General features: G+C 62.8%; 26 protein-coding genes. 16 read left to right on the top strand and 10 right to left on the bottom strand.

What is annotated here, in order from left to right; all coding sequences use genetic code 11:
- Positions 1–8 precede the first annotated feature (8 nt).
- The 10 genes from AC3WLX_RS30015 to AC3WLX_RS29970 are packed head-to-tail and all read left to right on the top strand — an operon-like array spanning position 9 to position 9,919.
- A complete protein-coding gene (locus AC3WLX_RS30015) occupies positions 9–884 on the top strand; it encodes a NifU family protein (protein ID WP_061028004.1) in 876 nt (291 codons plus the stop codon).
- A 2-nt stretch (positions 885–886) separates the two neighbouring features.
- The gene (locus AC3WLX_RS30010; protein WP_061027962.1) at positions 887–2,089 is read left to right on the top strand and encodes an NHL repeat-containing protein; all 1,203 of its coding nucleotides are present in this window, start codon (positions 887–889) and stop codon (positions 2,087–2,089) included.
- Entirely contained in the window at positions 2,086–4,557 is a 2,472-nt protein-coding gene (hypF, locus tag AC3WLX_RS30005; protein ID WP_063817314.1) for a carbamoyltransferase HypF, read from the top strand. Before AC3WLX_RS30010 ends, hypF begins: the two co-directional genes overlap by 4 nt.
- A complete protein-coding gene (locus AC3WLX_RS30000) occupies positions 4,527–4,808 on the top strand; it encodes a HypC/HybG/HupF family hydrogenase formation chaperone (protein ID WP_061027961.1) in 282 nt (93 codons plus the stop codon). The genes hypF and AC3WLX_RS30000 overlap by 31 nt, the downstream gene beginning before the upstream one ends.
- Before the next feature lie 13 nt (positions 4,809–4,821).
- A complete protein-coding gene (locus AC3WLX_RS29995) occupies positions 4,822–5,514 on the top strand; it encodes a D-sedoheptulose-7-phosphate isomerase (protein WP_061027960.1) in 693 nt (230 codons plus the stop codon).
- Positions 5,511–6,641, top strand: a complete 1,131-nt coding sequence (gene hypD / locus AC3WLX_RS29990; RefSeq protein WP_061027959.1) for a hydrogenase formation protein HypD — start codon at positions 5,511–5,513, stop codon at positions 6,639–6,641. The genes AC3WLX_RS29995 and hypD overlap by 4 nt, the downstream gene beginning before the upstream one ends.
- A complete protein-coding gene (hypE, locus tag AC3WLX_RS29985; RefSeq protein WP_061027958.1) occupies positions 6,638–7,705 on the top strand; it encodes a hydrogenase expression/formation protein HypE in 1,068 nt (355 codons plus the stop codon). The genes hypD and hypE overlap by 4 nt, the downstream gene beginning before the upstream one ends.
- Positions 7,706–7,715: 10 nt before the next feature.
- On the top strand, positions 7,716–8,057 hold the full coding sequence (locus AC3WLX_RS29980) for a hydrogenase maturation nickel metallochaperone HypA/HybF (RefSeq protein ID WP_061027957.1): 342 nt from the start codon (positions 7,716–7,718) through the stop codon (positions 8,055–8,057).
- On the top strand, positions 8,057–9,190 hold the full coding sequence (hypB, locus tag AC3WLX_RS29975) for a hydrogenase nickel incorporation protein HypB (protein ID WP_082770580.1): 1,134 nt from the start codon (positions 8,057–8,059) through the stop codon (positions 9,188–9,190). The genes AC3WLX_RS29980 and hypB overlap by 1 nt, the downstream gene beginning before the upstream one ends.
- Before the next feature lie 33 nt (positions 9,191–9,223).
- Complete coding sequence (locus AC3WLX_RS29970; protein WP_061027956.1) at positions 9,224–9,919, top strand: HoxN/HupN/NixA family nickel/cobalt transporter; 696 nt, start codon at positions 9,224–9,226, stop codon at positions 9,917–9,919.
- 241 nt (positions 9,920–10,160) lie between these two features.
- On the opposite strand, the gene AC3WLX_RS29965 is transcribed toward AC3WLX_RS29970, so the two are convergent.
- Positions 10,161–11,426, bottom strand: coding sequence for a tyrosine-type recombinase/integrase (locus tag AC3WLX_RS29965; protein WP_245325474.1), 1,266 nt, complete (start codon positions 11,424–11,426; stop codon positions 10,161–10,163).
- A 327-nt stretch (positions 11,427–11,753) separates the two neighbouring features.
- On the opposite strand from AC3WLX_RS29965, the gene AC3WLX_RS29960 reads away from it, so the two are divergent.
- The 3 genes from AC3WLX_RS29960 (at position 11,754) to AC3WLX_RS29950 (ending at position 14,517) form a co-directional block, all read left to right on the top strand.
- The gene (locus AC3WLX_RS29960) at positions 11,754–12,887 is read left to right on the top strand and encodes a WD40 repeat domain-containing protein (protein WP_492338696.1); all 1,134 of its coding nucleotides are present in this window, start codon (positions 11,754–11,756) and stop codon (positions 12,885–12,887) included.
- Positions 12,888–13,311: 424 nt separating this feature from the next.
- On the top strand, positions 13,312–14,031 hold the full coding sequence (locus tag AC3WLX_RS29955) for an Xre family toxin-antitoxin system antitoxin (RefSeq protein WP_492338695.1): 720 nt from the start codon (positions 13,312–13,314) through the stop codon (positions 14,029–14,031).
- A 9-nt stretch (positions 14,032–14,040) separates the two neighbouring features.
- The gene (locus AC3WLX_RS29950) at positions 14,041–14,517 is read left to right on the top strand and encodes an RES family NAD+ phosphorylase (RefSeq protein WP_492338694.1); all 477 of its coding nucleotides are present in this window, start codon (positions 14,041–14,043) and stop codon (positions 14,515–14,517) included.
- Between the two features lie 28 nt (positions 14,518–14,545).
- On the opposite strand, the gene AC3WLX_RS29945 is transcribed toward AC3WLX_RS29950, so the two are convergent.
- A complete protein-coding gene (locus tag AC3WLX_RS29945; protein WP_492338693.1) occupies positions 14,546–14,950 on the bottom strand; it encodes a nuclear transport factor 2 family protein in 405 nt (134 codons plus the stop codon).
- Positions 14,951–15,552: 602 nt separating this feature from the next.
- Between AC3WLX_RS29945 and tenA the strand changes: the two genes are divergently transcribed.
- Positions 15,553–16,215 carry a thiaminase II gene (gene tenA / locus AC3WLX_RS29940; protein WP_492338692.1) on the top strand — a complete coding sequence of 221 codons (663 nt, stop codon included), beginning with the start codon at positions 15,553–15,555 and terminating at the stop codon, positions 16,213–16,215.
- Between the two features lie 24 nt (positions 16,216–16,239).
- On the opposite strand, the gene AC3WLX_RS29935 is transcribed toward tenA, so the two are convergent.
- From AC3WLX_RS29935 to AC3WLX_RS29925, 3 genes are all read right to left on the bottom strand, one after another.
- A complete protein-coding gene (locus AC3WLX_RS29935; RefSeq protein ID WP_492338691.1) occupies positions 16,240–17,184 on the bottom strand; it encodes an AEC family transporter in 945 nt (314 codons plus the stop codon).
- Positions 17,185–17,409: 225 nt separating this feature from the next.
- On the bottom strand, positions 17,410–18,336 hold the full coding sequence (locus AC3WLX_RS29930; protein WP_492338690.1) for an HpcH/HpaI aldolase/citrate lyase family protein: 927 nt from the start codon (positions 18,334–18,336) through the stop codon (positions 17,410–17,412).
- Complete coding sequence (locus AC3WLX_RS29925; protein ID WP_492338689.1) at positions 18,336–19,502, bottom strand: CaiB/BaiF CoA transferase family protein; 1,167 nt, start codon at positions 19,500–19,502, stop codon at positions 18,336–18,338. Before AC3WLX_RS29925 ends, AC3WLX_RS29930 begins: the two co-directional genes overlap by 1 nt.
- A gap of 548 nt (positions 19,503–20,050) precedes the next feature.
- On the opposite strand from AC3WLX_RS29925, the gene AC3WLX_RS29920 reads away from it, so the two are divergent.
- Both AC3WLX_RS29920 and AC3WLX_RS29915 read left to right on the top strand, forming a co-directional pair.
- Positions 20,051–20,392, top strand: coding sequence for a hypothetical protein (locus tag AC3WLX_RS29920; RefSeq protein WP_492338688.1), 342 nt, complete (start codon positions 20,051–20,053; stop codon positions 20,390–20,392).
- A 423-nt stretch (positions 20,393–20,815) separates the two neighbouring features.
- Positions 20,816–21,493: an AAA family ATPase gene (locus AC3WLX_RS29915; protein ID WP_291624576.1), complete on the top strand. Its 678-nt coding sequence runs from the start codon at positions 20,816–20,818 to the stop codon at positions 21,491–21,493.
- 160 nt (positions 21,494–21,653) lie between these two features.
- Here AC3WLX_RS29915 and AC3WLX_RS29910 read toward each other — a convergent pair whose 3' ends face one another.
- The 5 genes from AC3WLX_RS29910 to trxB form a co-directional block, all read right to left on the bottom strand.
- Complete coding sequence (locus AC3WLX_RS29910; protein WP_291624567.1) at positions 21,654–21,800, bottom strand: hypothetical protein; 147 nt, start codon at positions 21,798–21,800, stop codon at positions 21,654–21,656.
- 130 nt (positions 21,801–21,930) lie between these two features.
- Complete coding sequence (locus tag AC3WLX_RS29905; RefSeq protein WP_291624566.1) at positions 21,931–22,080, bottom strand: hypothetical protein; 150 nt, start codon at positions 22,078–22,080, stop codon at positions 21,931–21,933.
- A 262-nt stretch (positions 22,081–22,342) separates the two neighbouring features.
- Positions 22,343–23,251, bottom strand: a complete 909-nt coding sequence (locus tag AC3WLX_RS29900; protein ID WP_291624565.1) for a 4-hydroxy-tetrahydrodipicolinate synthase family protein — start codon at positions 23,249–23,251, stop codon at positions 22,343–22,345.
- Between the two features lie 448 nt (positions 23,252–23,699).
- Positions 23,700–24,623: a LysR family transcriptional regulator gene (locus AC3WLX_RS29895; protein ID WP_492338687.1), complete on the bottom strand. Its 924-nt coding sequence runs from the start codon at positions 24,621–24,623 to the stop codon at positions 23,700–23,702.
- A 4-nt stretch (positions 24,624–24,627) separates the two neighbouring features.
- Positions 24,628–25,593: a thioredoxin-disulfide reductase gene (gene trxB, locus AC3WLX_RS29890; RefSeq protein WP_291630000.1), complete on the bottom strand. Its 966-nt coding sequence runs from the start codon at positions 25,591–25,593 to the stop codon at positions 24,628–24,630.
- Positions 25,594–25,810: the final 217 nt, after the last annotated feature.

Genomic DNA, 25,810 nt, shown 5'->3' with positions numbered 1-25,810 from the left:
AGAACAAAATGAACGCTCACGATCAGGATATGGTATCGACCACGCGTGACGATCTTGCCGGCTTCGTCGGTGATATTGAGCGGCTGGAGGCCTTATTCGCGACATGGGAGGAGACACACCGGGCCGCCGTTGGAGCCTACAAGCTCTCGATTGAGGCCCTTAATGCCGAGGCCTTGCGTCGTCTGGTCCGGTCCTTGAAAACGGATCCTGCGGCATTCGCCGCCATGAAGAGCGCTATTGCAGACGAAGTGGTCTATGCCGTCCTGCGGCGGCACGACATCGTCAAGCCGAGCTTGAATGAGCGCGTTGAAGTTGCACTTGAAAGCATTCGCCCCATGTTGGCTTCGCACGGTGGAAACGTCGAACTCGTCAAGGTGAAGCCGCCCGCCGTCGAAGTTCGGTTTATTGGGGCCTGCGATGGCTGTCCGGCTTCAGCACTGACTTTCCACGCCGGCGTGAAAAAGGCGGTTCAGGAGGCATGTCCCGAGATTACCAACATCGTGCAGGTCAAGGGTCTCGCCGGCTCAGAAGATAGCGGCGTCCGCTTCGTTAGTCCGTTCGCGCTCGGTGCAAAAGGTAATTGGCTCGCTGCTGGCTTGCTGTCAGAAATACCCGAAGGGTCGATCCGCTCAATGGAGCTGGGCGGCGAAAAGGTTCTGCTGTCGCGTAATGGCGCCACCGTTACCTGTTTCCAGAACGCTTGCGCGCATCTTGGTTTCCCGATCCATGACGGCGATATCGAGAATGGCATTATCACCTGCCCGCATCACGGCTTCAGGTACGATCTCTCCAGCGGGGAATGCCTCACTGCGCCGGAAGTTCAGTTGCAGTCGCATGCCGTGCGCGTCGTCGGCCAGCGCGTCGAAGTCAGGATGTCGAAATAGCCATGCAGGTCTCGTTTGCCGCCAGACGGTTGCAAAAGGCTCTACCCCGGGCCGGCGACAACCATGTGGCGCTGCCGCTGCTGTCTGCCGCAGGCGCGCGCGTGGTGCTTGGCGGCGAGGCGCTCGCGAACGGGCTGGCCCGATCGATCGTACCCGGCGCGGATACGTTGTTCGGCCCGCGCGGCGCCTGCCTTGCAAGCGAGCGTGGCCCGCTGTTTGTTTGCGACACCGGGCATCACCGGCTGATGATCTGGCGCAAGCCTCCATTGGACGATCAGGTGGGGGCCGACATCGTGATCGGCCAGCCGGATTTTTCGCGCGAAGGCCGCAACGCCAAGGGCGAGGTTGGCGCCGCTACGCTCAACATGCCGACCGGTGTCGCGGCTTGCGACGGCATTCTCGCGGTGGCCGATGCCTGGAATCACCGCGTGCTGATCTGGCACAGCTATCCCGAGACGTCCAACCAACCTGCCGACGTCGTACTCGGTCAGGCTGATTTCACCGGCGGGATCGCCAACCGCGGAGCAAGCCTGCCCACCGCGGACACTTTGAACTGGAGCTATGGCGTCGCCGTCGCCGACGGCAAGCTCGTTGTCGCCGACACCGGCAATCGCCGTGTGCTGATCTGGAATACGATTCCGCACGCGAACGGCACGCCGGCCGATGTGGTTCTCGGCCAGCGCGATTTCGTCACCCGAGACGACAATGCGGGGCAGGCCGGTGGCGCATTGGGAATGCGATGGCCTCATGGCATCGCAGTGGCGCGCGGCATGTTGTTCGTGTCCGACGCCGGGAACAACCGCATCATGGCGTGGCGGAATTTTCCGCAATCGACCGGCCGCGCTTGCGACTTCGTGCTCGGGCAGACCGATTTCATCGGGCTCGATCATAACCGCGCCTCCTATTATCCGAACTCGAGTGCGCTCAACATGCCCTACGGGCTGACCGTTCAAGGCGGTATGCTCGTCGTGGCAGACACCGCCAATTCCCGGCTGCTCGGCTTCGAGCTCGACGGCCTTGGAATGGATTCGCCCGCGATCGCGCTTGCCGGGCAGCCGCTGTTTTCCGACAAAGGCGACAACCGTTGGCGTGCCGCCAGCCGCGATAGCGTGTGCTGGCCCTACAGCGCCGCGGCGTCTGGCAAGCTGCTTGCGATTGCCGATGCCGGCAATAACCGAGTTCTGCTCTGGGAGGCCGCGTCGTGAGCCGTCGCAGCAACATCGTCGAACTGGACGAGCGGGTCTCGGTCGAAATCCGGGTGCGCGGTCGCGTGCAAGGGGTCGGCTTCCGGCCGACGGTCTGGCGCTACGCGCGTGAGCTCGGCCTGGCTGGCGAGGTGCTCAACGATTCCAACGGTGTTCTGATCCGTGTCTTCGGCAACGTAGCCGCCATATCCGAGTTGACCAGTCGCATTGAGCGCGAGCCGCCACCGCTCGCCCGCATTGATGCCATGGCGTCGCACCCCTATTTCGGCGATCTGCCGGCCGAGTTTGCGATTGTCGATAGCCTTGGTGGCGCTGCGCATACGCAGGTTGCGCCGGATGCCGCGATCTGCGGGGCCTGCGCGGAGGAAATCGCCAGTCCGTTCGAGCGGCGATACCGTTATCCCTTCACTAATTGCACCCATTGCGGGCCGCGGCTGAGCATCGTTACGGGCATTCCCTATGATCGCGCCAATACCGAGATGGCGCCGTTCGCGATGTGCCCGATATGCCGCGCGGAATACGACGATCCGGCCGACCGTCGCTTTCACGCCGAAGCCATTGCCTGTCACGTCTGCGGTCCCAAAGCGAAGCTGATCCGCTTCGATCGTCTTCCGTTCAGCTTCGATCAGTTTTCGATGATGGACGATGTCGATGCCGCCTGCGGACTTATGAAGAACGGCGAGATTGTCGCCATCAAGGGAATCGGTGGCTATCAGCTGGCGTGCGATGCCAGCAAGGCCGAAGTGGTTGCCCGGCTACGGCATCTGAAGAAGCGCGACGCCAAGCCGTTCGCACTGATGGCGCGCGACCTGGATGTGATCGGGCGTTATTGCAGCGTCTGCCCAGAGGAGGTGGCGTTGCTGACCGGTCCGTCTGCGCCGATCGTGCTGCTGCGCGCCGATGGCGGCGAGAAGCTGCCGGATGCGATCGCGCCGGGTCTTAGGACGCTGGGCTTCATGCTACCGACCACGCCGATGCATCAGATCATGCTGCGGCGGATGAGCCGGCCGGTGGTGATGACGAGTGGCAATCTGTCCGACGAACCACAGGTGATCGACGATTCAGAGGCGGGCGAGAGGCTCGGCGGCATCGCGACCTATGCGCTGATGCACAACCGCGAGATCGCCAACCGGATCGATGATTCCGTGGCGCGTGTCGTGATGGGACGCCCGCGCGTGATGCGACGCGCCCGGGGTTATGCGCCCGGCTCCATCCGGTTGCCTGGGGGATTCGAGACCGCGCCGGAACTTCTGGCGATGGGCGGCGAATTGAAATCGACGTTTTGCCTCGTCAAGGATGGTGCGGCGATCCTGTCGCAGCATCAGGGCGACCTCGAGGAGCTCAGGACCTTCGACGATTACCGCAAGAACCTCGCGCTGTATCAAAAGCTGTTCGATCACAATCCGGTCGCGCTGGTCGCTGATCTGCACCCGGAATATCTGTCGTCGAAACTGGCGCGCGCGCGCGCCGCCGCCGATACGATCCCCTTGCTGGAGGTCCAGCACCATCACGCCCACGTTGCCTCGTGTCTCGCCGAGAACGGTCATCCACTGGACGGCCCCCCGGTTCTCGGTATCGTGCTCGACGGCTTGGGATGGGGCGGCGACGATTCGCTGTGGGGCGGCGAGTTCCTGCTTGCCGACTATCGCCGTTATCAGCGGCTCGGCACCTTCAAGCCGGTTGCGATGCCGGGCGGCGCGCAAGCGGCACGCGAACCGTGGCGCAATCTCTACGCCCATCTGATGGCTGAAATGGCCTGGCCGGCGTTTGCGATGAATTTCGAGGAGCTGGAACTGCACGGCTATTTCGAACGAAAGCCGCGCGCCACGCTCGACGCCATGATCAGGAACCGCGTCAACGCGCCGCAAGCCACCTCATGCGGGCGGCTGTTCGATGCGGTTGCGGCCGCGCTGGATGTCTGCCGGGAACGGCAGGGTTATGAAGGCGAAGCGGCGGCGCGGCTGGAAGCCATCGTCGACGAGGACACGCTGCGGCACGAGGACGATACGCTCGGCTACCCCCTCAGCATCCCCAATCTCAGGGGTTCCGGACTACCCTATATCGAGCCGCTGGCGATGTGGCACGCGGTGCTCGGCGATCTCATCCTGAAGACGCCGGCCCCTGTCATGGCGGCGCGGTTTCACAAGGGGTTGGCAAAATCGATCGTCGCCATGACGAAGAAGTTGGCCAGCGGCGAGGACGAAACCGGCCCGCGGCGGTTCGACACTGTGGCGTTGTCCGGCGGCTGCTTCCAGAACCGAATCCTGTTCGAGGAGGTCGGCCACCGACTCGAAAGCGATCATTACACGGTGCTGTCGCACGCGCTGGTGCCCGCCAATGACGGCGGCCTGGCACTCGGTCAGGCGGCGATCGCCGCCGCGCATCTCATCGATTCCAATAGCCAACAGATAAGAAACCAGTCGGAAGGAAACGCGTCATGTGTCTTGGCATTCCCGGACGGATCGTAGAGATCAACGACGTTACCAGGAAGCTTGCGACCGTCGATGTCGGCGGCGTCAAGCGGCTGATCAACATCGCCTGCATCGTCAATGACGAGCACTTGGTGGAGTCTTGCGTCGGCGACTGGGTGCTGGTGCATGTCGGATTTGCCATGAGCCGGATCAACGAGGAAGAGGCCGCGCTGACACTGCAAATTCTCACCGAACTCGGCGAAGCCCAGGCCGAGATCGAAGCGATGCGGTTATCGGCGGCCGAATAGGGAGGTTCGTGTCATGTCCAACGATGGTGACCTCAAGGCGCTCTATCCGTTCCTGCACGGCCAACCGCAGGCCCCGGCGCGGCTCGACGCCGCACTGCTGCATTCCGTCGAGGAGAAGGCCCGAGATTCCCGCGAGACCAATACGCGCTTTTTCGGCGAAAACGCCGCGGTCCTTGTCGCCGCGGCCAAATCGCTCGCTGAGGTCTATCGCCGCGGCGGCCGGCTGTTCTCAATGGGTAATGGCGGTTCGAGCTGCGATGCGTCCCACGTCGCGGTGGAGTTCGTCCATCCGATCACCGCGGGGCGTCCGGCGCTGGCCGCTACCAATCTGGTGGCGGATCTCGCGATGATTTCCGCCGTCGGTAACGATCTCGGCTTCGACCATGTGTTCGTGCGCCAGTTGTTGGCGCAAGGCAGGGCGGGGGACGCCTTGATCGGTATCTCCACCAGCGGCAATTCGGCGAATCTGATGTCGGCGTTCACCAAGGCCAGGGAAATGAACATTGTCACCATCGGCCTGGCCGGTGGCGACGGCGGTAAAATGAAGTCGTCGGGCGTGGTGGATTTCTGTCTGGTGGTGCCGACTTCGTCGATCCACCGTACCCAGGAATGTCACGTCGCCGCCTATCACATCCTGTGGGATCTCGTTCACACGCTGCTAGCCGATGACCGTGGATCGGCAACGACCAAGGGAGCTGCGGCATGAAATATCTCGACGAATTTCGCGACGGCGACAAGGCGCGCGTCCTGATCAAGGAGATCGAGGCGCTGGTCGCGACCATGACGATTCCGGCGGAGCGCCCGCTATACATCATGGAGGTCTGTGGCGGCCACACCCATTCAATATTCCGCTACGGCCTCGAAGGCATGCTGCCGAAGGAAATCGAACTGATCCACGGACCGGGCTGTCCGGTCTGCGTGCTGCCGATGGGACGGGTCGACGACTGCGTGTCGATCGCCGAGAATCCGAACGTGATATTCACGACCTTCGGCGACGCAATGCGTGTGCCCGGCTCAAAGAAGAGCCTGTTGCAGGCCAAGGCTGAAGGTGCGGACGTGCGGATGGTGTATTCGCCGATGGATGCGCTGGCGCTGGCGCGCAAGAACCCAGATCGCGAGGTGGTGTTCTTCGGACTCGGCTTTGAAACCACGATGCCGTCGACGGCACTCACTATCCTCCAGGCGGAAGCCGAAGGTATCCGTAATTTTTCTGTGTTCTGCAATCACATCACGATTGTGCCGACCATCAAGGCGATCCTCGATAGCCCAGGGCTGCAGCTCGATGGCTTCCTGGGTCCGGGGCATGTCTCGATGGTGATTGGCACCGCGCCTTACGAGTTCATCGCGAACTTTTACAGAAAGCCGATGGTGGTCGCCGGTTTCGAGCCGCTCGATATTCTGCAGTCGATTTGGATGGTGCTGAAGCAAATCAAGGAGGGGCGCGCTGACATCGAGAACCAGTATGCGCGCATTGTCCCAGACGGTGGCAATGCGCCCGCACTGCAGGCCGTATCGCGCGTCTACGAACTACGTGAGTTCTTTGAGTGGCGCGGGCTCGGTTCGATCGACCATTCCGGCGTCAGGCTGCGTGATGAATACTTGCATTTCGATGCCGAGCAGAAGTTCGCAATTCCGAACCTGAAAATCGCCGATCCGAAATCGTGCCAGTGCGGCGAAGTTCTCAAAGGCGTGATCAAGCCATGGCAATGCAAGGTTTTCGGGTCGGCCTGCACACCGGAAACTCCACTGGGCGCACTCATGGTGTCGTCAGAGGGCGCATGCGCGGCCTATTATCAATATGGCGGCGTCAAGCGCTACAAGGAGGCGGTATGAACGTCGCGCCCTTTATCCGTACAAGGCGGCTCGGCAAGGTCAGTGTCGGCACCGTGACGCTTGCTCATGGCGGCGGCGGCAAAGCGATGAAAGACCTGATCGACGACGTGTTCGTTGCCGCGTTCGATAATCATGTGTTGGCGCCGCTGGAAGACCAGGCGCGCTTCGATCTGGCCGAACTGGCACGCCATGGCGACCGGCTGGCGTTCACTACGGATTCCTTTGTGGTCGATCCGCTGTTCTTCCCCGGAGGTGACATCGGTGAACTCGCGGTATGCGGTACCGTCAACGACCTTGCGGTCGGCGGCGCGATCCCGCTCTATCTGTCCTGTGCCGTGATTGTCGAAGAGGGCATGAGCGTCGATATGCTGCGGCGGATTGCCCGCTCGATGGCGAAAACCGCTGGAGATGCAGGAGTCCGGATTGTCACCGGCGACACCAAGGTGGTGCAGCGGGGCGCTTGCGACAAGTTGTTCATTACCACGACCGGCATTGGCGTGATCCGCAACGGAAGCACGCTCGGTGTCGACGCCGCGCGACCTGGCGACCTGGTACTTGTCAATGGCCTGCTCGGTGATCACGGCGCGGCGATCCTGTGCGCGCGGGGCGATATGGCGCTCGACACCCTGATTGAAAGCGACTGCGCTTGTCTTCACGGGCTGATCGAAACGCTGCTGGCGGCGGCGCCCGGGGTGCGGTTCATCCGCGACGCCACTCGCGGCGGTCTTGCGACAGTACTCAACGAGATTGCAGATGCATCGCAGATCGCGATCGAGATCGACGAGGGGGCCACGCCGATCCGCGAGGAGGTCAAGGCGTTTTGTGAGATCCTTGGGCTCGATCCGCTTTATCTGGCGAATGAAGGTAAGATCGTCGTGATCGTGCCGCCCGAGCAAGCCGAGGCGGCGCTTGGCGCAATGCGTTCCCATCCGCTGGGCGGGGGCGCCGGCATCATCGGGCGCGTCAATCAGGGCGAGGCCGGGCGCGTGACCATGCGCACGGTGTTTGGCGGGCGGCGGATCGTCGACATGCTGGTCGGCGAACAGCTGCCCCGGATCTGTTGAGGGCGTTGTTATGCATGAGCTCGGCATTGTCAGGAATATTGTCGCAATCGTCGGCGATGCCGCAAAAGGGCGCAGGGTCCGCCGCGTCACGCTCGAGGTCGGAAACCTGTCCGGCGTGATGCCGGACGCCATCGCCTTCTGCTTCGACACGGTCGCGCGGGGGACGGCGCTCGACGGTGCGACTCTGGAGATCAGGCCGATCGTCGGGCGCGCTCGCTGCGACGCATGCGGCACCGAGTTCGTCGCCGACACCCTGTTTACGCCATGCGGCTGCGGTTCGCGGCAGTTCAAGCGGCTGCAGGGAGAGGAATTGAACATCAAGAACATGGAACTCGAAACGGAGGTCGCCTGATGTGCGGACATTGCGGGTGCGGAGACAAAACCGGCGCCACCATTCTCAATCTCCAGACCGGAAAGGAAACGACGATGGGCGGCCATTCCCACGACCATGATCACGTCCACGCCGACGGCACCCGTCACAATCACGGTCATGACCACGGCCATGACCATCATCACGGCCATTCGCACGAGCATGAGCACGTTCACGCCGATGGAACGCGCCATCGCCACGGACATGGTCATGATGACGGTGCGCACGACCACGGCCACGATCCCGCGCACCATCATTCGCATGACCATGTCCATGCCGACGGTACCGATCACTGCCACGAGCACGATCACGGCCATGATCACCAGCATGGTCATACCCACGAACATGACCATGTCCATGCCGACGGTACCAGGCACAGCCATGCCCACGATGACGGGCATCATGATCACAGCCATGGCCACGATCACGGGCCGCGCACGACGGACGCCGTGATCGAGCTGGAAACGCGCATCCTGGCCAAGAACGATGCCCTGGCGGCCAAAAACCGGGCCTGGTTCGCTGGGCGAGACATTCTGGCGCTCAACCTCGTCAGCTCGCCGGGCTCCGGCAAGACCACGCTGCTGGAGCGCACCATTCGCGACCTGAAGGGCGAACTGAAACTCTATGTGGTCGAGGGTGACCAGGCGACGGCCAATGACGGCGAGCGTATCCGAGCGGCGGGTGCGCCCGCGGTACAGGTCAACACCGGCACGGGATGCCACCTCGAAGCCGACATGGTGGCGCGCGGTCTTGCAGAACTAAAGCCGGCTGCCGGCTCCGTCGTCATGATCGAGAATGTCGGCAACCTCGTCTGTCCGGCGATGTTCGATCTCGGCGAGCGCGCCAAAGTGGTCATCCTCTCGGTGACTGAGGGGGAAGACAAGCCGCTGAAATATCCGCACATGTTTCGCGCCGCGGAAATCATGATCCTCAACAAGACCGATTTGCTGCCGCACGTCGATTTCGACGTCGCGCGGGCCGTTGCAAATGCGCGCGAGGTCAATCCGAATATCGGCGTCCTGCAGGTCTCGGCGCGGAGCGGCGAGGGGCTGGCCGGCTGGTATGCCTGGCTCCGAAATGAAGCCGCCAAAGCCCGCGAATCTGCTTTTGCTTGAGATTTGGTGACGGTAAATGAAACCGGGGAAAGCATGTTTGGGATCGTGGGGTTGGGCTTTCTGCTCGGAATGCAGCACGCTCTTGAAGCCGATCATATAGCGGCGGTATCCAGCATTGCTGCGCGACGGACTAACGTCGGCGATATCGTCAGGCACGGCCTGACTTGGGGGCTCGGTCATACGGTCACGCTTTTCGTGTTTGCCGGTGCGGCGATCCTATTCGGCCAGGCGATTCCCGAACATCTTTCGCGGCCGTTGGAAACGGCGGTCGGCATCATGCTGGTTGGGCTTGGCTCGCACGTGCTATGGCGATTGTGGCGCGACCGAGTGCACTTCCATCAGCATCGGCACGACGACGGCTCCGAGCACCTCCATCTCCACGGCCATGCTGGGGACAACATTGCCCATCGGCGCAGTAGTCATGCGCACTATCACGGCTTTCGGTGGAAATCCTTGCTCGTGGGCCTGATGCACGGAATGGCGGGGTCGGCTGCGCTTCTAGTGCTCGCAGTTACACAGGTCGCGGATCCAGTGTATGGCGTTCTCTACGTTTTGTTGTTCGGATTAGGTTCGATGCTGGGCATGGGTGCGTTGTCAGCCGTGATCGCGGTGCCGCTCGTGGCGTCAGCGCGTTGGCTGACCTGGGCCAATCGCGGTCTTCAGGGGTCTGTAGGGGTTATCACGATCGCGATCGGTGCAACGACGATCTATTCGACATCGCTTATATAGAACCGGTATAGATCCGGGTTGCATTTGTTCGTTAATTTATTGATTTTGCTTGATTTTTTGTGATTTATGATTCTCATAAATCATCACTTAGCGGTAGGTAAGTCATGTGTTGCGTAACGTACCAAAACCGGTTCTCGGACCAAGGCAGCGTACTCGCCGCCGAGGTGTCCGGATTTGAACTGGGCGGGGGGCGAGCGCCTCTCTCGACTAGAAGCCTCGACCCCTCGCGGGCTAGCTTGAACTAGGAATGGACCCAGGCTGCCTCGTGGAAGAAATCAGGATGAGAGCCGGCGCCAGCACACCCCGGCTTTTGGGCTGGTAAGGCCGCGACGTGTTCTGCCCAACGTTCGAGCGCCTCGCGCATCTCGGCCGCGTACCGCGCGCGGTTATAGACACCAGCTACGCCAGCCCGGTGGCCGCTGACGTGGTTTAGGATCGCCTCCACGATGTGTGGCAGCACGCCAAGCCGGTCGGCCATCACAGTGGACGCCGATCTGCGAAGATCATGAACGGTCCAATGGGGTAGGGATTCACCCAGGGCTTCCGCAATGCGCGCATCAAGCGCCGACTTCGACTTTGACCAGCCTGAAAACCCGCGATGCGGGTCACCGCTGCGTCGGGGTCCGTCACCAAAGAGGAAGTCTCGACCATCTCGGCGGGGTGGGAGTAGGGCCAGGGCGGCGGGAACCAATGGCAGCAAATGCTCGCGATGGTTCTTGGTCCGGGTGCCTGGCAGCGTCCATAGCCCCGAACTGGTGTCAAGTTCGGCCCATTGCATACTGCCCACTTCATCACGGCGTTGGGCTGTGAGCAGCAACAAACGCACGATGCGTCCGTAGTCGTCATCTTCACAGGCGTGCCAGATGGCTGATAGCTCCGTCTCCGTTAGGACCCGTTCGCGGCTTCCCGGCTGCGCCGGTCGGTTAGTGCCGAGAACCGGGTTCGCAGCGATCTCAAGGCCCTCGCGTATTGCCCAGTTGAACATTGAGGACAGGGCTGTACGGGCGCGGGCTGCTGAGACCGCTCCATGAACTGATGCGAAGTCAGCGATACGAGCCGAGATATGGCGGCGAGTGATCTGGAAGACCGAGACCGAATGCAGGGGTTTCCAACTGACCAACAGGTAGCGTTCTATTTCCGAATAGGTCCTGGGCTTCAGCCTTTGTTTGGCGGTCCGCAGATATTGATCCGCAATGGTTCGGAGGGTGTCGGCCGCCTGTAGGCGCGCCTTGGCTTTCTCGTCCGCCGGGTCTTTGCCATTGGCAACCACGCCCAGAAGCCGCTTGGCCTCCTTGCGTGCGAGCTCCGGCGTCCAAGGGGCGCCGTGAGCACCGATGGTGACGAAGCGCTGCCGACCGAACACTCGATATTTGAGAACGTAGGTCGCCCGGTCGCGTTGGCGGCGAACGCCAAAGCCCCGCACCGCCTCGCGGTGGTCTGCGTCCCAAATTGTCTCGCCTGGCTTGAGTGCTTGCACTGCGCGGATCGTGATACTCGAAACAGCCATCGATCGCCTCTGTAGCTACCACGTAGCTACCACCATAGCGCAAATTGCAGCGCACGTAAGGCGGGGGGCGGCGATCTTACTAATTGATAAGACTATGATTTTCGTACAAAAGGCGGGAGTTGCGTAGCATCGGCGGAGCCCGTGCGGTGTCTGTGGAACAGGAGGTCGGTGGTTCGAGCCCACCCAACTGTACCATTACAACCAACCCTTAGCTGCGCCCGCCGTCCCCCCAAAAATCAAATAGCTACGGCCTCGCTACCAAGCGCCGTGCTATTGGTTGCAGCCAGTCATGGCTTTCTTATGCCCTCATCGAATGACGGAGGCCATATGCAAGTTTCTGCCAAGAACCTGAATTTCATTTGGCTGATGAGACGAACGGTAGTGGCGGCCGTTGTCGCCGCGGGTATCGTGTCGGCCAATCCTGTTTCCGCTTATGAGCGTCCGGCCCAGAGCATCAAGCCGGCCGGTGTGACGATCAACCTCGCGCAGGTCCTCGGCTGGATCGGTGATGGCGTCTTTGCAGTGGGACGTTGGGATGGGACGATCTCGGTGTTCAGAACTCCGGTGCAGAACGAGTACGGTCCAGCAATCCTGCAGGCGATGTCAACTCCCTCTGGACGTGGGATCGAAATGCTTGCATCAACTGACGATTCGAGTTTCTTCACGTCCGACGGTCCAAGCCGTTTGGCACTCTGGAGGCGCAAGGGCGCCGGCGCTCCGTTCGAACTCGCGGCCAATCCCGGCTATGATCTGGCGGTCGGTACTGCTAACAGTGGCTTGGCTCTGACAGCGAATGGGGCCGAATACTTTGTTTCAGGTCACGAGAGCGGGCGCGTGCTGATATGGCGCCGGGAGTCCGACGGACAATATCGGCTTACTAACACGGTCGATGTGAGTTCGCCCGATAAGCCGGCTAATCCATGGGATTTGCGTAACATCCGCGGCTTGGCTGCTTGGCGGGGGGATCGTGTGATTAGCGGCTCCGAGGACGGTGACCTGGTCGCGATCAGTGTTCCAGATGGCAAGTTGTTGTTCCGACATCGCTACAATGCCAGCGCACAACGCGGTATCAACGCGCTTTCGCTTGCAGGAGAAATATTAGCCGTTGCAAACTGTGCAGTCGGAGCAGCCGACAAGAACATCTGGCTGTTCGACCTGAGTGCCGGCAGTCCGAAACTGGTCGATGCCGAAAACTTGGCAATCGATCCAGGCCGGTCGCAGACCTTTAATTTCGACGTGGACCTGATTTCCGTTCCAGGAAAGACTGGCGCACCGGCCGTGAGTTTCTTTAGTAGCACCGAAGAAGGGTTGATCTGGGGCGGGCGCATCGACGACAACCAACTGATCGTAACGGGAGTTACCAAAGTTTCGCCTGAGGGTGGTGCTGTAATGGCCGTCGCGCCGAAGGGCGGCTTTGTCGCCGTAGCTGCCTATGCGATCCGCCTTTTCAAGACGGACTGATCGTTCCAGCTGTTGCACGATCGATAAACATCGCCAGATCATCTTGAAGCTCGTAGGATGGGTTGAGCCGCTCGCGAAACCCATATTTCCTTCGCAACCGGTCCTCGTAGGCGCGGCGATGAATAAGCAGCATCCGCGCGGCCGAAGTCACGACGGTAGGCTGCGCGATGTGATGTTACCAACAAAATTGGCTAGATGGGTTCGCAAGGGCTCAACCCATGCTACGCGGCTGATGGCTGTGAAGAGTCTTGCCTTAGGGTTCGCCGGGGCCGGCACGTCCTTTGACGCGGCTTAGCGTCCGCCTGGCAGCATTGCGGCGGTGAACCCGAGTGCGAACATACTTGAATACATCCGTGCATGTGCTTAGATGCCAACTGGCCAAGTCAGCTGGGCATTTGGCATAACGGTCGCCGGATGTAATCTCATGGGTAAGAACCAGCGTAGTGGCAAAGGTATTGCTCGAGCCTCTTCGGGTGGCGGCCGCGTCCACGACTCGTTGAGCACCAAGCAGATCAAGGCCATTGCAGCGTCGGCCCTTACTCAGCGGCCTGACCAGAAACAGTCGTTGAGTGCGTCTCGCAAATCTCCTTTAGACAAACCCCGCAAGTCGGCTGCGGCTGAGTTCCTGTCCGCCGCCGAGCCGGACCAGACTTATCAACCGCACCCTGGCGCGGTTGTCGTGCGGGGGCATTTCGATGCGGTCACGGGGCTCTCCACCGTCACCGATGCGCCGTCGCTCGGGGTCGGCAGGACGGCGGATGAAGCGCAGGCCTCGGTCGAGCTGTTCGATGTCGTGATCGACGGCAACAGTCTGTTTCGCATCGAACCCGCTGCGCTCAAGCGCCTCTCGAATTACAGCGACGACGAAATCCATGCCCTCGTCGTGCCGAAACGCACGCTGGCGCGGCGGCTGTCGGATGGCGAGCCGCTGACGGTCGAGGAGACCGACAAGGCGGTGAGACTGGCCCGGGTCGACCGGCTCGCTGCAAAGGTGTTCGGCGATGCCGCGAAGGCGCACCGCTGGCTGCGCAAGTCGAAGAAGGCGCTGGGCGGGGAGACGCCGCTCGCATACCTCGCGACGGAGGCGGGCGCGCGCGTGGTCGAGGAGATGTTGCATCGGATCGATCACGGCATCCTCGCTTGAGGATTCGGCGTGAGGATCTGGCGCATCTCCAACTTTGACGATCTTTCCGGCATTGGCGGTCTGAAGACCGACGGCCGGTGGCATGATCGCGGCCGGCACGTGGTCTACGCCGCGGATCATCCGGCTTCGGCGCTGCTCGAAGTGATGGTGCATCTGGAGATCGATGTGGAGGACTTGCCGACCAGCTATCAGCTGCTTTGTATTGACGTGCCTGATAACCTCGCTGTCGAAAAGGTAAGCTTGAGCGACTTCGAAAAAATGTCGCCGAATTGGGCCGGCGATCCCAGGGTGACACGTGATATGTTGAGGCCATGGTTTGACGAGAAACGCACCGCTGTGGTGTCGGTGCCGTCTGTCATCGTGCCGTTTGCGCAAAATTATCTCATCAATCCGAGACACGTGAATGCGGCGCGCATCCGCGTGTCGCATGTCGGGCGCTACCCTCACGACGAGCGGCTGTTTGGGATACGGACGGGATCACGGTGACGGTGTATGAAATTCTACCGTCGCGTCCTCACGCAATCATCATCTTCACCTGCGCCGTATCCGCAAACTCGATCAACTCGACGATCTTGCCGTCCTGAAACTTGAACAGGTCCAGGATCTCGGTGCTGAAAACCTTTCCGGTCGGACGATACCGAACATCGACACGGGAATGGATGGCGATCCTGTCTCCATCAACCAGCTCGGCCAGGATCTCGCGGCCTTCGAAGCCGAAGTCTTCAATGAATTTGCTGAAGGCACCACGCAGGCTTGCGTGTCCCTCCACGCTTCCAGTCAATTCGAGTGCGGCCTTGTCGCCCATCAGGGCGAACTGACCCCTCGGATGAAAAGCGGCGACCAGACCCTCGGCGTCATCGTTGTCGCGTGCGGCATAGGCGCGCCGGACCAGTGCGAGCATCTCTTCGCGTTGTGCCATGTTACCCTCCCTGAACGTATCAGGAGAGACTAGCGACCTTTGCGTGCAAAGGCAAAATGATCGCGCGGCTCCCGCCCGGCGAACAGGATGGTCGGTTTTCGTTCCCGGCTCCCGGCGGAAAACCGCGGGATGTCGGCGGCGAACCTTTCACGACCCCGGGTGTTTGTAGCTGCGGCAGGACTGACAACGCTGAGGAGCTGAGCTATGAACGGTATCATCTATATCATCGGGTTGATCGTCGTGATTGCTGCGGTGCTCTCGTTCTTCGGCCTGCGCTGATCGGCAATTGGGCGCGGGGAGGCCGTGCAGCGTCGCTGGTCGACACCTCACCGCCACCCAGACCATTACCGGCAAACGACACCGCCGCCAGCATCGTCCCCGGCGCCATTACGCTTGACACCGGGTTGACAGCCTTTGACCGTTGCCGGGCTTTCAGCGTGAAGCGGGGCAGGTTGATGCCAAACGATCGGTGCGCTCGAAGCGGCCAATCCGCCGATTCCCAAAGCCAGCTTTGTCCGCCGCCCGTAGCTCCTCCGTTGGCAATGCGCTATCGGTAGCGAGCCGATGACGTGTGATGGACAAGCAAGCAGGCGGACAAGATCGTGAGTTTTTTCGAGCGTCTCAAGGCAGCCGCGGCCAGTGAGTGGCGGGCCTATACGGAGCATCCCTTCACGAACGGATTGGCGGACGGCTCGCTCCCCGAAGCTGCGTTTCGTCACTACCTCGTTCAGGACTATCTTTTCCTCATCGAGTTTGCGCGCGCCTACGCGCTCGCGGTCTACAAGTCGCCGAGGCTTGCCGACATGCGTGAAGCCGCGACCGGCCTGTCGGCCATCCTCGATGTCGAGATGAACCTGCATGTGAAGCTTTGTGCCGATTGGGGCCTGTCCCCGGACGACCTTGAACAAGCTCCTCCGGCGGCCGAGATGCTGGCCTATACGCGCTACGTGTTAGATGCGGGAATGCGCGGCGATCTGCTGGCGCTCAAGGTGGCGCTTGCGCCTTGCGTGATCGGATACGCGGAGATCGCAACGCGGCTCGCCGCGGATGCCGCGACGAACGCCTATCGCGTCTGGATCGACGAATATGCCGGCGCGCCATACCAGGAGGTCGCCGCCAGGGCGCAGGCGCATATGGAGCATCTCGCCGGTCGCTACGCCACGCCGGCCCGCGAGGCCGAGCTGATTGCGATCTTCAAGGAAGCCACCCGCCTGGAGGCAGACTTCTGGGAGATGGCCTGGCGCGCCGGCCAGGCTGTTGCATAGCGGTGTCTGCAATCGACGGGCCGCCTACTTCCCTCCCGCCACCATCCACACCACCACGGGCAACGTGATCGCCGCCAGCAGCGTCCCTAGCGCCACCGCACCCGACACCGGGTTGACCAGCCGCTGATACTGCACCGCGAAGATGTAGGCGTTCGCGCCGGTCGGCATCGCCGCAAACAGCACGATGACGCCGGCCGCCACCGGCGGCAGGTCGAGCAGTCTGGCCAGCACGAACGCGGCTGCCGGCATGGCCGCGAGCTTGAGCGCGCACATCACGAGGATGCTCAGCTTCTCGCCCTTCACCTCGAAGCGGAACAGGTTGATGCCGAGCGCGATCAGCGCCGTCGGCGAGCCCGCTTGCGCCAGCAGCTCGATGGTGCGGTCGACGACGGGGGTGAGGCCAAGTCCGGTAAGGCGCCAGATCACGCCGAAGCCGATCGCCAGCATCAGCGGGTTGCGCGCGAGGTCGGCGAGCACGGGGCGGATCACCGTGAGCGGCGAGCCGGTGCGCTTCTGGTTGACCAGCTCCATCTGCAGGATGCCGCAGAGCCAGAGCAGCGGCGTGTTCACCGACAAGATCAGCGCCATCGGGCCTGCCGCCTCGTTTCCCAGCGCGGAGAGCACGAGGGGGATGCCGAGCATCACGATGTTGCCGTAGACCGAGCCGATCGCGAACACGACGCCGTCCTCGCGGCTGCCGCGCGGGGTTCGCAGCAGCGCCGAGACCGCCATCGCCGCGATCCAGGTCAGCGCCAGCGCGCCGTAATAGGCGCCCCACATCCGGTAGGGGCTGACATCGGGGAATTCCGAGACGACGATGGTGCGGAACAGAAGCGCAGGGATCGCAATGCTGAAGGCGAATTCCGAGATGCCCTTGTGCGCGCCCTCCGAGACGAAGCGAAACATGACTGCGGCATAGCCGGCCGCGATCAGCGCGAACACCGGCGCGACGATCAGCAAGGTTGCCATGCGCGCTCAAGACTCCAGGGTGATCGCATTTGAGAGCTATTCCTGCGGCCATCCTTCGAGACGCCCGCTTTAAGCGGGCTCCTCAGGATGAGGACGGAGTGCGTGGTTGCAGTATTATAAAGGCACCGACGCTGATTAGCCTCATCCTGAGGAGGCGCTTCAGCGCCGTCTCGAAGGACGAGGCGTGCGCACCGGCCGCTACAAGTCATATGCGAGAACCTTGCGCTACGTCCCCAGCTCGATGATCCGCCTCGCCATCCGCACATTGGCGTAGTCGATCATCTTGCCGTCGAGCGTCACCGCGCCCTGGCCTTGCGCCTCGGCCTGCTCCATCGCCTCGACCACGCGCCGCGCCTGGGCCAGCTCCTCGGCCGAGGGCGTGAATGCGCGCAGCGTCGGTTCGATCTGGTCGGGATGGATCACCTGCTTGCCGTCAAAGCCCATCGCTGCGGCCTTCTGCGCGCTGGCTTCGGTCAGCCTGATATCGCGGAACGCGCCGCAGGGGCCGTCGATCGCGCGCAGGCCGCATGCGCGGGCGGCGACGAGCAGGCGCATCATGGGATAGGCGAACAGGTCGAGCGGCGCGGAAGCGTAGCCGCTCTGCGCGGAGCCGACGTGGCGGTAGCCGTCCGGCGAGATGCCGACGTCGGAGGTGCGGGCACCCAGCGAGGCCGCGAGATCGCCGACGCCGAGATGCAGCGCGGCGATGCTGGCGTGGCAGGCGGCGAGGGCGTCGACATTGACGAGGCCGAGTGCGGTCTCGATCAGAAGTTCGAGCACAACAGGCGCGGCGCGCTCCGGCGCGGCCGCACGCAATTGCTCGGCGATGGCGACGATGTCGCCGGTGCGCTCCGCCTTCGGCACGATCACGGCATTCAGGCGCGGCAGGGACGCCAGCGCGCGAATCTCGACTGCGATGAACGGGCTGTCGACGGCGTTGAGCCGCACCGTGACATGCTTGTTGCCCCAGTCGAGCGAGCCCAGCGCAGCGGCGGCTTCCGTCAGCGCAAGAGCCTTCTCGGCGGGCGGCACCGCGTCCTCGAGATCCATGAACACCGCATCCGCGCTAGAAGCCGCGGCCTTGGCGACGAGGCGGGCGCGATGCGCGGGGACGGCGAGGTAGGCCCGGGTGGGCCGCTGCAAGCCCATCATCACGCGTCCTTCGCCAGGCCGAGTTCACCGAGGATGGCCTCATTGTGCTGCCCCACGTCCGGCACCGGATCCATCCGCGGCGTCACGCCGGGAATGGTCAGCGCCGGCAGGAAGCTCATCACGGGGCCGCAGGGCGATCCCAAGCTTTGCACCCGGCCTCGCGCATGCAGCTGCTCGTGCTTCAGGAAAGCTTCGACCGAGTTCAGACGCGCGTTCGCGATCGCGGCCTCGTCCAGCAGCCGCAGCACCTCCTCGCCGCTCATCGATGCAAAGTGCTGCTCGATATGCGTCTGCAACTCGTCGCGGTTCTCCATGCGCAGCGGATTGGTGCGGAATCTCGGATCGTCGGCGAAGCCGGCGTCGCCGAGCACGATGCGGCACAGCGCGCGCCATTCCCGATCGTTCTGGATTCCGAAGAAGATCGTGTTGCCGTCGCCGACCCGGAACGGGCCGTAGGGCGCGATCGTCGCGTGCTTCGCGCCGGTGCGCGGCAGCGGCCGGCCGGTGCTCTCGGTGTAGAACGCGGGATAGCTCATCCAGTCCGTGATGGAATCGAACAGCGAGGCCTGAAACGCCGTGCCCTTGCCGGTGCGCTCGCGCCGAAACAGCGCCATCAGCACGCCGTTGAGGATGTACATGCCGGTGGCGATGTCGACCACGGATAGCCCGACCTTGGCCGGCTCCGCCTCGGTGCCGTTGATCGCGAGCACGCCGGCCTCGCATTGCACCAGGAGATCATAGGCTTTCTTGTCGCTGTAGGGACCGCCCGTGCCATAGCCCGAGACGTCGCAGGCGATCAGGCGCGGAAATTTGCGCAGCAGCGACGCGGCATCGAGCCCGAGCCGCTCCGCCGCGCCGGGCGCGAGATTCTGGATGAACACATCCGCCTTCGGCAGCAGGGCGTCGAGCACCTTGCGGCCGTCCTCGCTCTTGATGTCGATGGCGAGGCTCTCCTTGGAGCGGTTGGTCCAGACGAACTGGCTCGACATTCCGTTCATCACGTGGTCGTAGTCGCGGCAGAAGTCGCCCGCGCCCGGCCGCTCGATCTTGATCACCCGCGCGCCCCAGTCCGCGAGGTGCCGGCTGGCCAGCGGCGCCGCGATCGCCTGCTCCAGCGAAACCACCGTCACGCCCGCAAGCGGCAGCTCCGCCTCATTCCCACCCATGTCGCCTCCACGCCCGCTGCTTCTTCTGATCAAGCGCAGGAGAACGAGCCCGCCATCCCGCGCATTTTGATGGTGCCATCATGCCCCTGTTTTGCCCGACAAGTCAAATTCGACTTCGAAAAATCCTAAGATTTGGCGACGTGAGTGTTTGCAATGACTTGGCTACTGTGCATGGGGTTGTTTTCGCAGTTTGTGTTTTGGAGGGCTTGGAAGCGTGGGCTTCCATGACCGCTCGACGGGAGGAAGCGCGGCAGGGTCCTCGCCTGCGGCCATCCTTCGAGACGCCCGCCTCCGGCGGGCCCTCAGGATGAGGACCGAGTTCGTGGCACTTGTTCCAATTGGCACCAATGCTGCCTAGCCTCACCCTGAGGAGACCGCGGAGCGGTCGTCTCGAAGGGCGAGGCGTGCGCTCAGCCGCGCCAAGGTTTTGCTCAATCACCGCCCCTGTTGCCGAGACCGCACAGCGCCGACCTTTCGCATTCCCCCTCGGTTGCCAACGAACGCCCGTTCACCCACTATTCCCTCCTGTTCGACATTTGGGGGAATCGATGCCGGCGTTCCGCTTCAAGACATCCTTGGCCGTTGCTGGCCTCTCGCTGGCCCTGGCCGTCCTGGTGCTGCCGCGCGCCGGCCTCGCCTACACCCAGGAGGAGCAGCAGGCCTGCACGCCCGACGCGATGCGGCTGTGCAACGAGTTCATCCCGAACGTCGATGCCATCACCGCCTGCATGATCAAGAAGAAGGCGCAGCTGTCGCCGCAATGCGCGGTGTTCTTCCGCCGCGGACCGGCGGCGGGCGAGCAGCGCGCCGGCAAGCCGACCCAGATCGCCCCCAAAGCCGCGAAGAAGACCGCCAAGCCCGCCCCGAAGAAGAAATCCACCCAAGGCTAGGCGCGCCGCAAAGCGCGTTCCCGTCCTGAAACTCCGGCCGTGCCGGACGGCGTGCGTCGCGCGGCAGCCAGGCTGCGGGCCAAGCATCAGCCTCGCGACAGCCACCGGACTCGTTTTGTTCGCGGGCATTGCCCCGAGCAGACGCGCGGAGAGGGGTCGGCCGACATGACCTGAGACGCTGAGGATTTACGCGGGCAGGTTGCGTTCCGTTTTCTCCCGTCCGTTGCTCAAAAAATGCACGATCGGCAGGGCCCCAAACGTCTTGTCGCGATTTGTGCGCGGCGTCACAGCTTGCAGTGTGACTCAAAAGCCAACACGACTTGTTATTTCGTGGCGTCGGCGCAACCTTCGATAAATTTATCTTTCACGAATCAGCGCGCTGATTCATTTTCGCGGCCTGGGGTCAATCTGGAGGCCGAAGGTATGAACGTTATTGTTTTTGCATCACGTAAAGGCGGTTCGGGCAAGAGTACCCTCGCCGCGCATCTTGCCGCGCAGATCAAGGCGAGCAAGCAGGTCATGCTGGTGGACGCGGACCCGCAGGGCTCGCTGACGCTGTGGCACAAGCTGCGCGGCACCAACGAGCCGCCGATCAAGTCTGCCGTCAACTCCGTCAGCGGCATCGTCTCCGCGGCCAAGCGCGACGGTTATGAATGGGTGTTGATCGACACGCCGCCGAACCTGTCGGCCGTCGTCGACGACGCGATCAAGAATGCCACCATGGTGGTCATCCCGGCGCGTCCCGGCGTGTTCGACGTCAACGCCGTGCAGGAAACGATTCAGATGTGCCGCGCGGCGCGCAAGCCCTACGCGGTCGTGCTCAACGGCGCCCCGGCCAAGCGTGACGAATCCGAAAGCCCGATCGTCACCATCGCCCGCGAGGCGCTGGCGAAGTTCCGTGCTCCGGTGTGGGGCGGCCAGATCACCAACCGTTCGGATCTCTTGATGGCGCTGAGCCACGGCGAGGGCGCGCGCGAGTATCAGGCCGAGAGTCGTGCGGCTCAGGAAATTGCGAGACTGTGGGCGGCGATCGAACGTTCGGTGAAGGCTATTCGCGGCACGGCGTCGGCGTCGGGAGCAATGCACAAGCAGGCGGCTTGATTTTCATCATTCGTTCCCCGGACGACAAACGCGCGGAAGAGCCGCGCGTTTTGCGTTTCCGGGGTCCCGCGTCATTCCGGGATGGCGCGCAAGCGCCAGACCCGGAATCTCGAGATTCCGGATTCGCCCTTCGGGCGCTCCGGAATGACGGGATGAAACCTCACGCCACCATCAGCATGTAGAACACGATGACCGGCGACAGAGTGAGGATCACCGACCAGATGCCGACGGCCCAGAGAATGTCCTCGGTGGTAAAGGCCTGCTGCCCGGCGTCGTAATGCGACGCCAGTTCATTATGATTGTTCACAAACGCCTCCGCGATTTCTTCGCTTATGGGCGTCGGTGATAGCAGCGATGTTTTAAGATCCGGATCGCAGCCGTCGGTGCTTTTTGAACACAGGTGCTACCACGGATTAACCATCCCGCGGTGTCCTGGCTCAGCCGGCGAGCCAGACGCGAAGCAGCAGCACCGGCATCAGGCCGAGCATCACCGCCCAGAACCCGAACGACGAAACGACGAGAATTCCCTGCAAGAGATCGGCCGGCGCGAATTGCCGCGCAGCCGTCGGCTGGATGCGATGCCCCATGGTTGTTCCCTCTGTGGAAGCCTTTGAAGAAGAACGATAGGCGCGGTCGCGTAAACGAGGCGTGGATGCGGATCGCGGCGCGCGCGAAGGCCGTTGGGGCGATGTTAACCACGGGCGCGCGGTGCACCGCCTCTCCATCGTCATTCCGGGGCGCGACGAAGTCGCGAGCCCTGAATCGATTCATCCACCAACTCCGCTGCCCGATGGATTCCGGGCTCGCGCTCCGCGCGCCCCGGAATAACATTGTGGGGAAGGAAGCCCGCTACGCCGCGACCCTCGTCCGCCGCTCGATCTCGCGATCGATCGTCGCGGCAAGCTCGCTGCTCACCTCGACCATCGGCAGGCGCACTTCGGGACTGTCGATCAGGCCGCATCGCCACAGCCAGTACTTTGCCGGGGCGGGACTGGGCTCGGCGAACAGGAGGCGCGTCAGCTCCGCGACGTCCTGCCAGCGTGCCTGCGCGGCGTCGAGGTTGCCGCGCTTCAGCTCGGCATGGACGGCGGCGAAGGTCGCGGTCTCGACATGGGCCGACAGCACGATGCCGCCGTCGGCGCCGTCACCGAGCGCCTCGAAATAATTGGCGTCCTCCCCGGTGAGCACGCGAAAGCCCTTCGGCCGGTCGCGCAGCAGCGCGATCGACTGCTCGCGGCTGGCGCCGCAATCCTTCAGGCCGACGATGTTGCTGTGCGCGGCAAGCCGCAACATGGTCTGGTTGCTGATGTTGACCGCGCAGCGATAGGGAATGTTGTAGAGCGCCAGCGGCCAGGCGGCGTGGTCGGCGAGGGCCTCGAAATGCGCCAGCAGCCCGCGCTGCGACGGTCGCACATAATAGGGACTGGCGATCAGGTAACCGTCGATCGGCCAGTCCGCGGTTTCGTCGAGGCGCTCCTTGAGACGCGAGGTGTCCGCGCCGGAGAGCCCGAGGCTAACAGGCAAGGTGCGGCCGCCGGCCGCCATCTCCTCGCGCACGACGGCGACGAGGCGTTCGAGCTCGGCCTCGCGCAGCGTCATGCCTTCGCCCGACGTCGCCCCCAGAATGAAGCCGTCGACGGCCTGTCCGCAATAGTGCCGCGTCAGCCGCCGCAGCGAGGTCTCGTCGAGGCGCCCGTCGCGAAACGGCGTCACCAGCGGCAGCCACAGTCCGTGCAGATGATCTCGTAGTCCGGTCATGTTTCCATCTCCTTCTCGGGAAAAATGCCTGAGACGGAGGGCACATGAAAAAACCCCGTCCAGGCGGCGGGGTTTTCGGGATTTTGTACGCGATGACGAAGTCAGCTTAGTGCGCGCAAAAATCCGAGGCCCCGGGATGGGGACCTTTTTTCGAAACGATGGCGCACGACTTCGTGATCATTGCCAAATGATGCGGGGTATGCGTGGAACTGTCAATACACGCGCAAGGCGAAGCGCGTCGTGACGAAAAAAAGCCGGACCCGAAGGGCCCGGCTTAGGTATTGGCCACGTGAGGCCGACACAATCACCTTCCAAGAGGGATTACTGAACTCCCGCGCCACTGGAGGAGGGGGACAAATGCGCAACGCGAAGGCTCAGCGTGCAAACATTATGGGCTTGCCGAGCGCCTTGCAGCAACAGCCGAGGCCGCATGTCAGTCATGCGGAAATCAGGACGGCCAGCGTTGTGCCTTGCTCACCACGAAGTCGCGGAACACCTGCACGCGCGCGACCGTCTTCAGCTCCTCGGGATAAACAAAGTAGGTGTCGAGCTGGATCGAATCCGACTCGCCGAACAGCTGCACGAGTTTGCTCTGTTCCTCCACGAGGTAGTCCGGCAGCGCGGCGATGCCGAGACCCTGCTGGCACGCGCGCACCAGACCGAGGATGTTGTTCACCCTGAAATAGGCCTCGCGCGGACCCGAGCCGTTGCGGCCCGCTTCGACCAGCCAGTTGCGGTTCTGCAGATGCGGCGCGAAATTGCCGTCCGAGAGCGTGATGATGCGGTGGGAGTCGAGCTCCTCCAGCGTGCGGGGCGTGCCGAAGCGTTTGATGTATTCCGGCGAGCAATAGGCGTGGAAGCCCATCGCGAACAGCTTGCGCTGGATCAGGTCCGGCTGCGTCGGCTTGCGGGTGCGGATCGCAACGTCGGCCTCGCGCATCGAAAGATCGAGCTCCTCGTCGGTGACGATCAGTGAGATGCGGATCTCCGGATAGAGCCCGGTGAACTCACCGAGCCGCGGGATCAGCCAGTTGATGCCGACGCCGGGGGTGGTGGTGATCTTGAGGTCGCCGCTGGGCCGCTCGCGGCTGTCGGTGAGCTTGGCGCGCGCCGCCTGCAGCTGCATGAACACGTCATGCGCGGTGCGGAACAAGAGGTCGCCCTGTTCGGTAAGGATCAGGCCGCGCGCGTGGCGGTGGAACAGCGAGACCGAAAGCTCCTGCTCCAGCGCCGAGACCTGGCGCGACACCGCCGATTGCGACAAGCCGAGCTGCTCGCCCGCATGCGTGAAGCTGCCCGCTTCCGCTGCTGCGTGAAACACCTTCAGCTTGTCCCAATCCATATCCGTAAATCCGTCGCGTGTTCGAGGCATGATTCTATTCCGCTGCCGCGCGCTCGCTGGCGCGAAGGGCCAAGAAACGTTCGGCTTCGAGTGCGGCCATGCAGCCGAGGCCTGCGGCCGTCACGGCCTGGCGATAGGTCTCGTCGGCGACGTCGCCGGCGGCGAACAGGCCGGGCACCGAGGTTGCGGTCGAGTTGGGCGCGACTTCGACATAGCCCGAGGGTTTGAGCTTGACCTGGTCTTTCACGAGTTCGGTCGCCGGCGCGTGGCCGATGGCGATGAAGACGCCGTCGGTCTTGACGTCCGTCAGCGCGCCGGTCTTGACGTTCTTGAGCCGGACATGGGTGACCTTGTTCGGGCTCTCGGTGCCGCAGATCTCATCCACGGCGGAGTCCCAGATCACCTTGATCTTCGGGTGCTTGAACAGGCGCTCCTGCAGGATGCGCTCGGCGCGGAAGTGATCGCGACGATGCACGATCGTGACCTGCGAGGCATGGTTGGTGAGGTACAGGGCTTCCTCGACCGCCGTATTGCCGCCGCCGACCACGATGACGTCCTTGCCCCGGTAGAAGAAGCCGTCGCAGGTGGCGCAGGCCGACACGCCCCCGCCCTGGAACTTGGCTTCGGACGGCAGCCCGAGCCAGCGCGCTTGCGCGCCGGTGGCGAGGATGACGACGTCGGCGAGATAGACGTCGCCGCTGTCGCAAGTGAGGCGGAACGGCCGCTGCGACGTATCAAGCCGGGTGACCAGGTCGGTGACGATTTTGGTGCCGACATGGACCGCCTGCTTCTCCATCTGCTCCATCAGCCAGGGACCCTGGATCACGTCGGCGAAGCCGGGATAGTTCTCGACGTCGGTGGTGATGGTGAGCTGGCCGCCCGGCTGGATGCCTTGGATCAGGATCGGCTCCAGCATCGCGCGCGCCGCGTAGATCGCCGCCGTGTACCCGGCGGGGCCGGAGCCGATGATGACGACCTTTGCATGAACAGGAGCGGACATTTCGATGGACGCCTTTCACGGGGGATTTGCAGCGCGGGCGCGGAAAGTGCCGGGAGGCCTCGCGGAGGCGCTGAAATGTCAGAGCTAATCTAAGCCTTCTGGTGAGCTATGCAAGAATTGCATTCCCTCTCGGCGGATTTTTCCAACAGGGAACAAAACTTGGTTGTGCTGTTCGCGCAATAAAATTGCGCTGCCGGTGCGTACTGGGCTATGAGGA

Source organism: Bradyrhizobium sp. FW305-F6 (assembly GCF_058782905.1).
The sequence above is the reverse complement of the archived record's forward strand: the minus strand, read 5'-3'. Positions and strand labels throughout refer to the sequence as shown.

Coding starts and splice junctions, on each gene's coding strand:
- AC3WLX_RS29905 (WP_291624566.1), bottom strand. CDS start 22,080: ATGGGGCATCGCATCCAGCCGACGGCTGCGCGGCAATTCGCGCCGGCC.
- trxB (WP_291630000.1), bottom strand. CDS start 25,593: ATGTCCGCTCCTGTTCATGCAAAGGTCGTCATCATCGGCTCCGGCCCC.
- AC3WLX_RS29915 (WP_291624576.1), top strand. CDS start 20,816: ATGAACGTTATTGTTTTTGCATCACGTAAAGGCGGTTCGGGCAAGAGT.
- hypE (WP_061027958.1), top strand. CDS start 6,638: ATGAACGTCGCGCCCTTTATCCGTACAAGGCGGCTCGGCAAGGTCAGT.
- AC3WLX_RS29945 (WP_492338693.1), bottom strand. CDS start 14,950: ATGGCACAACGCGAAGAGATGCTCGCACTGGTCCGGCGCGCCTATGCC.
- AC3WLX_RS29925 (WP_492338689.1), bottom strand. CDS start 19,502: ATGGGTGGGAATGAGGCGGAGCTGCCGCTTGCGGGCGTGACGGTGGTT.
- AC3WLX_RS29955 (WP_492338695.1), top strand. CDS start 13,312: ATGGGTAAGAACCAGCGTAGTGGCAAAGGTATTGCTCGAGCCTCTTCG.
- AC3WLX_RS29900 (WP_291624565.1), bottom strand. CDS start 23,251: ATGACCGGACTACGAGATCATCTGCACGGACTGTGGCTGCCGCTGGTG.
- AC3WLX_RS29895 (WP_492338687.1), bottom strand. CDS start 24,623: ATGCCTCGAACACGCGACGGATTTACGGATATGGATTGGGACAAGCTG.
- AC3WLX_RS29980 (WP_061027957.1), top strand. CDS start 7,716: ATGCATGAGCTCGGCATTGTCAGGAATATTGTCGCAATCGTCGGCGAT.
- AC3WLX_RS29960 (WP_492338696.1), top strand. CDS start 11,754: ATGCAAGTTTCTGCCAAGAACCTGAATTTCATTTGGCTGATGAGACGA.
- AC3WLX_RS29965 (WP_245325474.1), bottom strand. CDS start 11,426: ATGGCTGTTTCGAGTATCACGATCCGCGCAGTGCAAGCACTCAAGCCA.
- AC3WLX_RS29935 (WP_492338691.1), bottom strand. CDS start 17,184: ATGGCAACCTTGCTGATCGTCGCGCCGGTGTTCGCGCTGATCGCGGCC.
- AC3WLX_RS30000 (WP_061027961.1), top strand. CDS start 4,527: ATGTGTCTTGGCATTCCCGGACGGATCGTAGAGATCAACGACGTTACC.
- hypB (WP_082770580.1), top strand. CDS start 8,057: ATGTGCGGACATTGCGGGTGCGGAGACAAAACCGGCGCCACCATTCTC.
- hypD (WP_061027959.1), top strand. CDS start 5,511: ATGAAATATCTCGACGAATTTCGCGACGGCGACAAGGCGCGCGTCCTG.
- AC3WLX_RS30010 (WP_061027962.1), top strand. CDS start 887: ATGCAGGTCTCGTTTGCCGCCAGACGGTTGCAAAAGGCTCTACCCCGG.
- AC3WLX_RS29995 (WP_061027960.1), top strand. CDS start 4,822: ATGTCCAACGATGGTGACCTCAAGGCGCTCTATCCGTTCCTGCACGGC.
- AC3WLX_RS29970 (WP_061027956.1), top strand. CDS start 9,224: ATGTTTGGGATCGTGGGGTTGGGCTTTCTGCTCGGAATGCAGCACGCT.
- AC3WLX_RS30015 (WP_061028004.1), top strand. CDS start 9: ATGAACGCTCACGATCAGGATATGGTATCGACCACGCGTGACGATCTT.
- AC3WLX_RS29920 (WP_492338688.1), top strand. CDS start 20,051: ATGCCGGCGTTCCGCTTCAAGACATCCTTGGCCGTTGCTGGCCTCTCG.
- AC3WLX_RS29930 (WP_492338690.1), bottom strand. CDS start 18,336: ATGATGGGCTTGCAGCGGCCCACCCGGGCCTACCTCGCCGTCCCCGCG.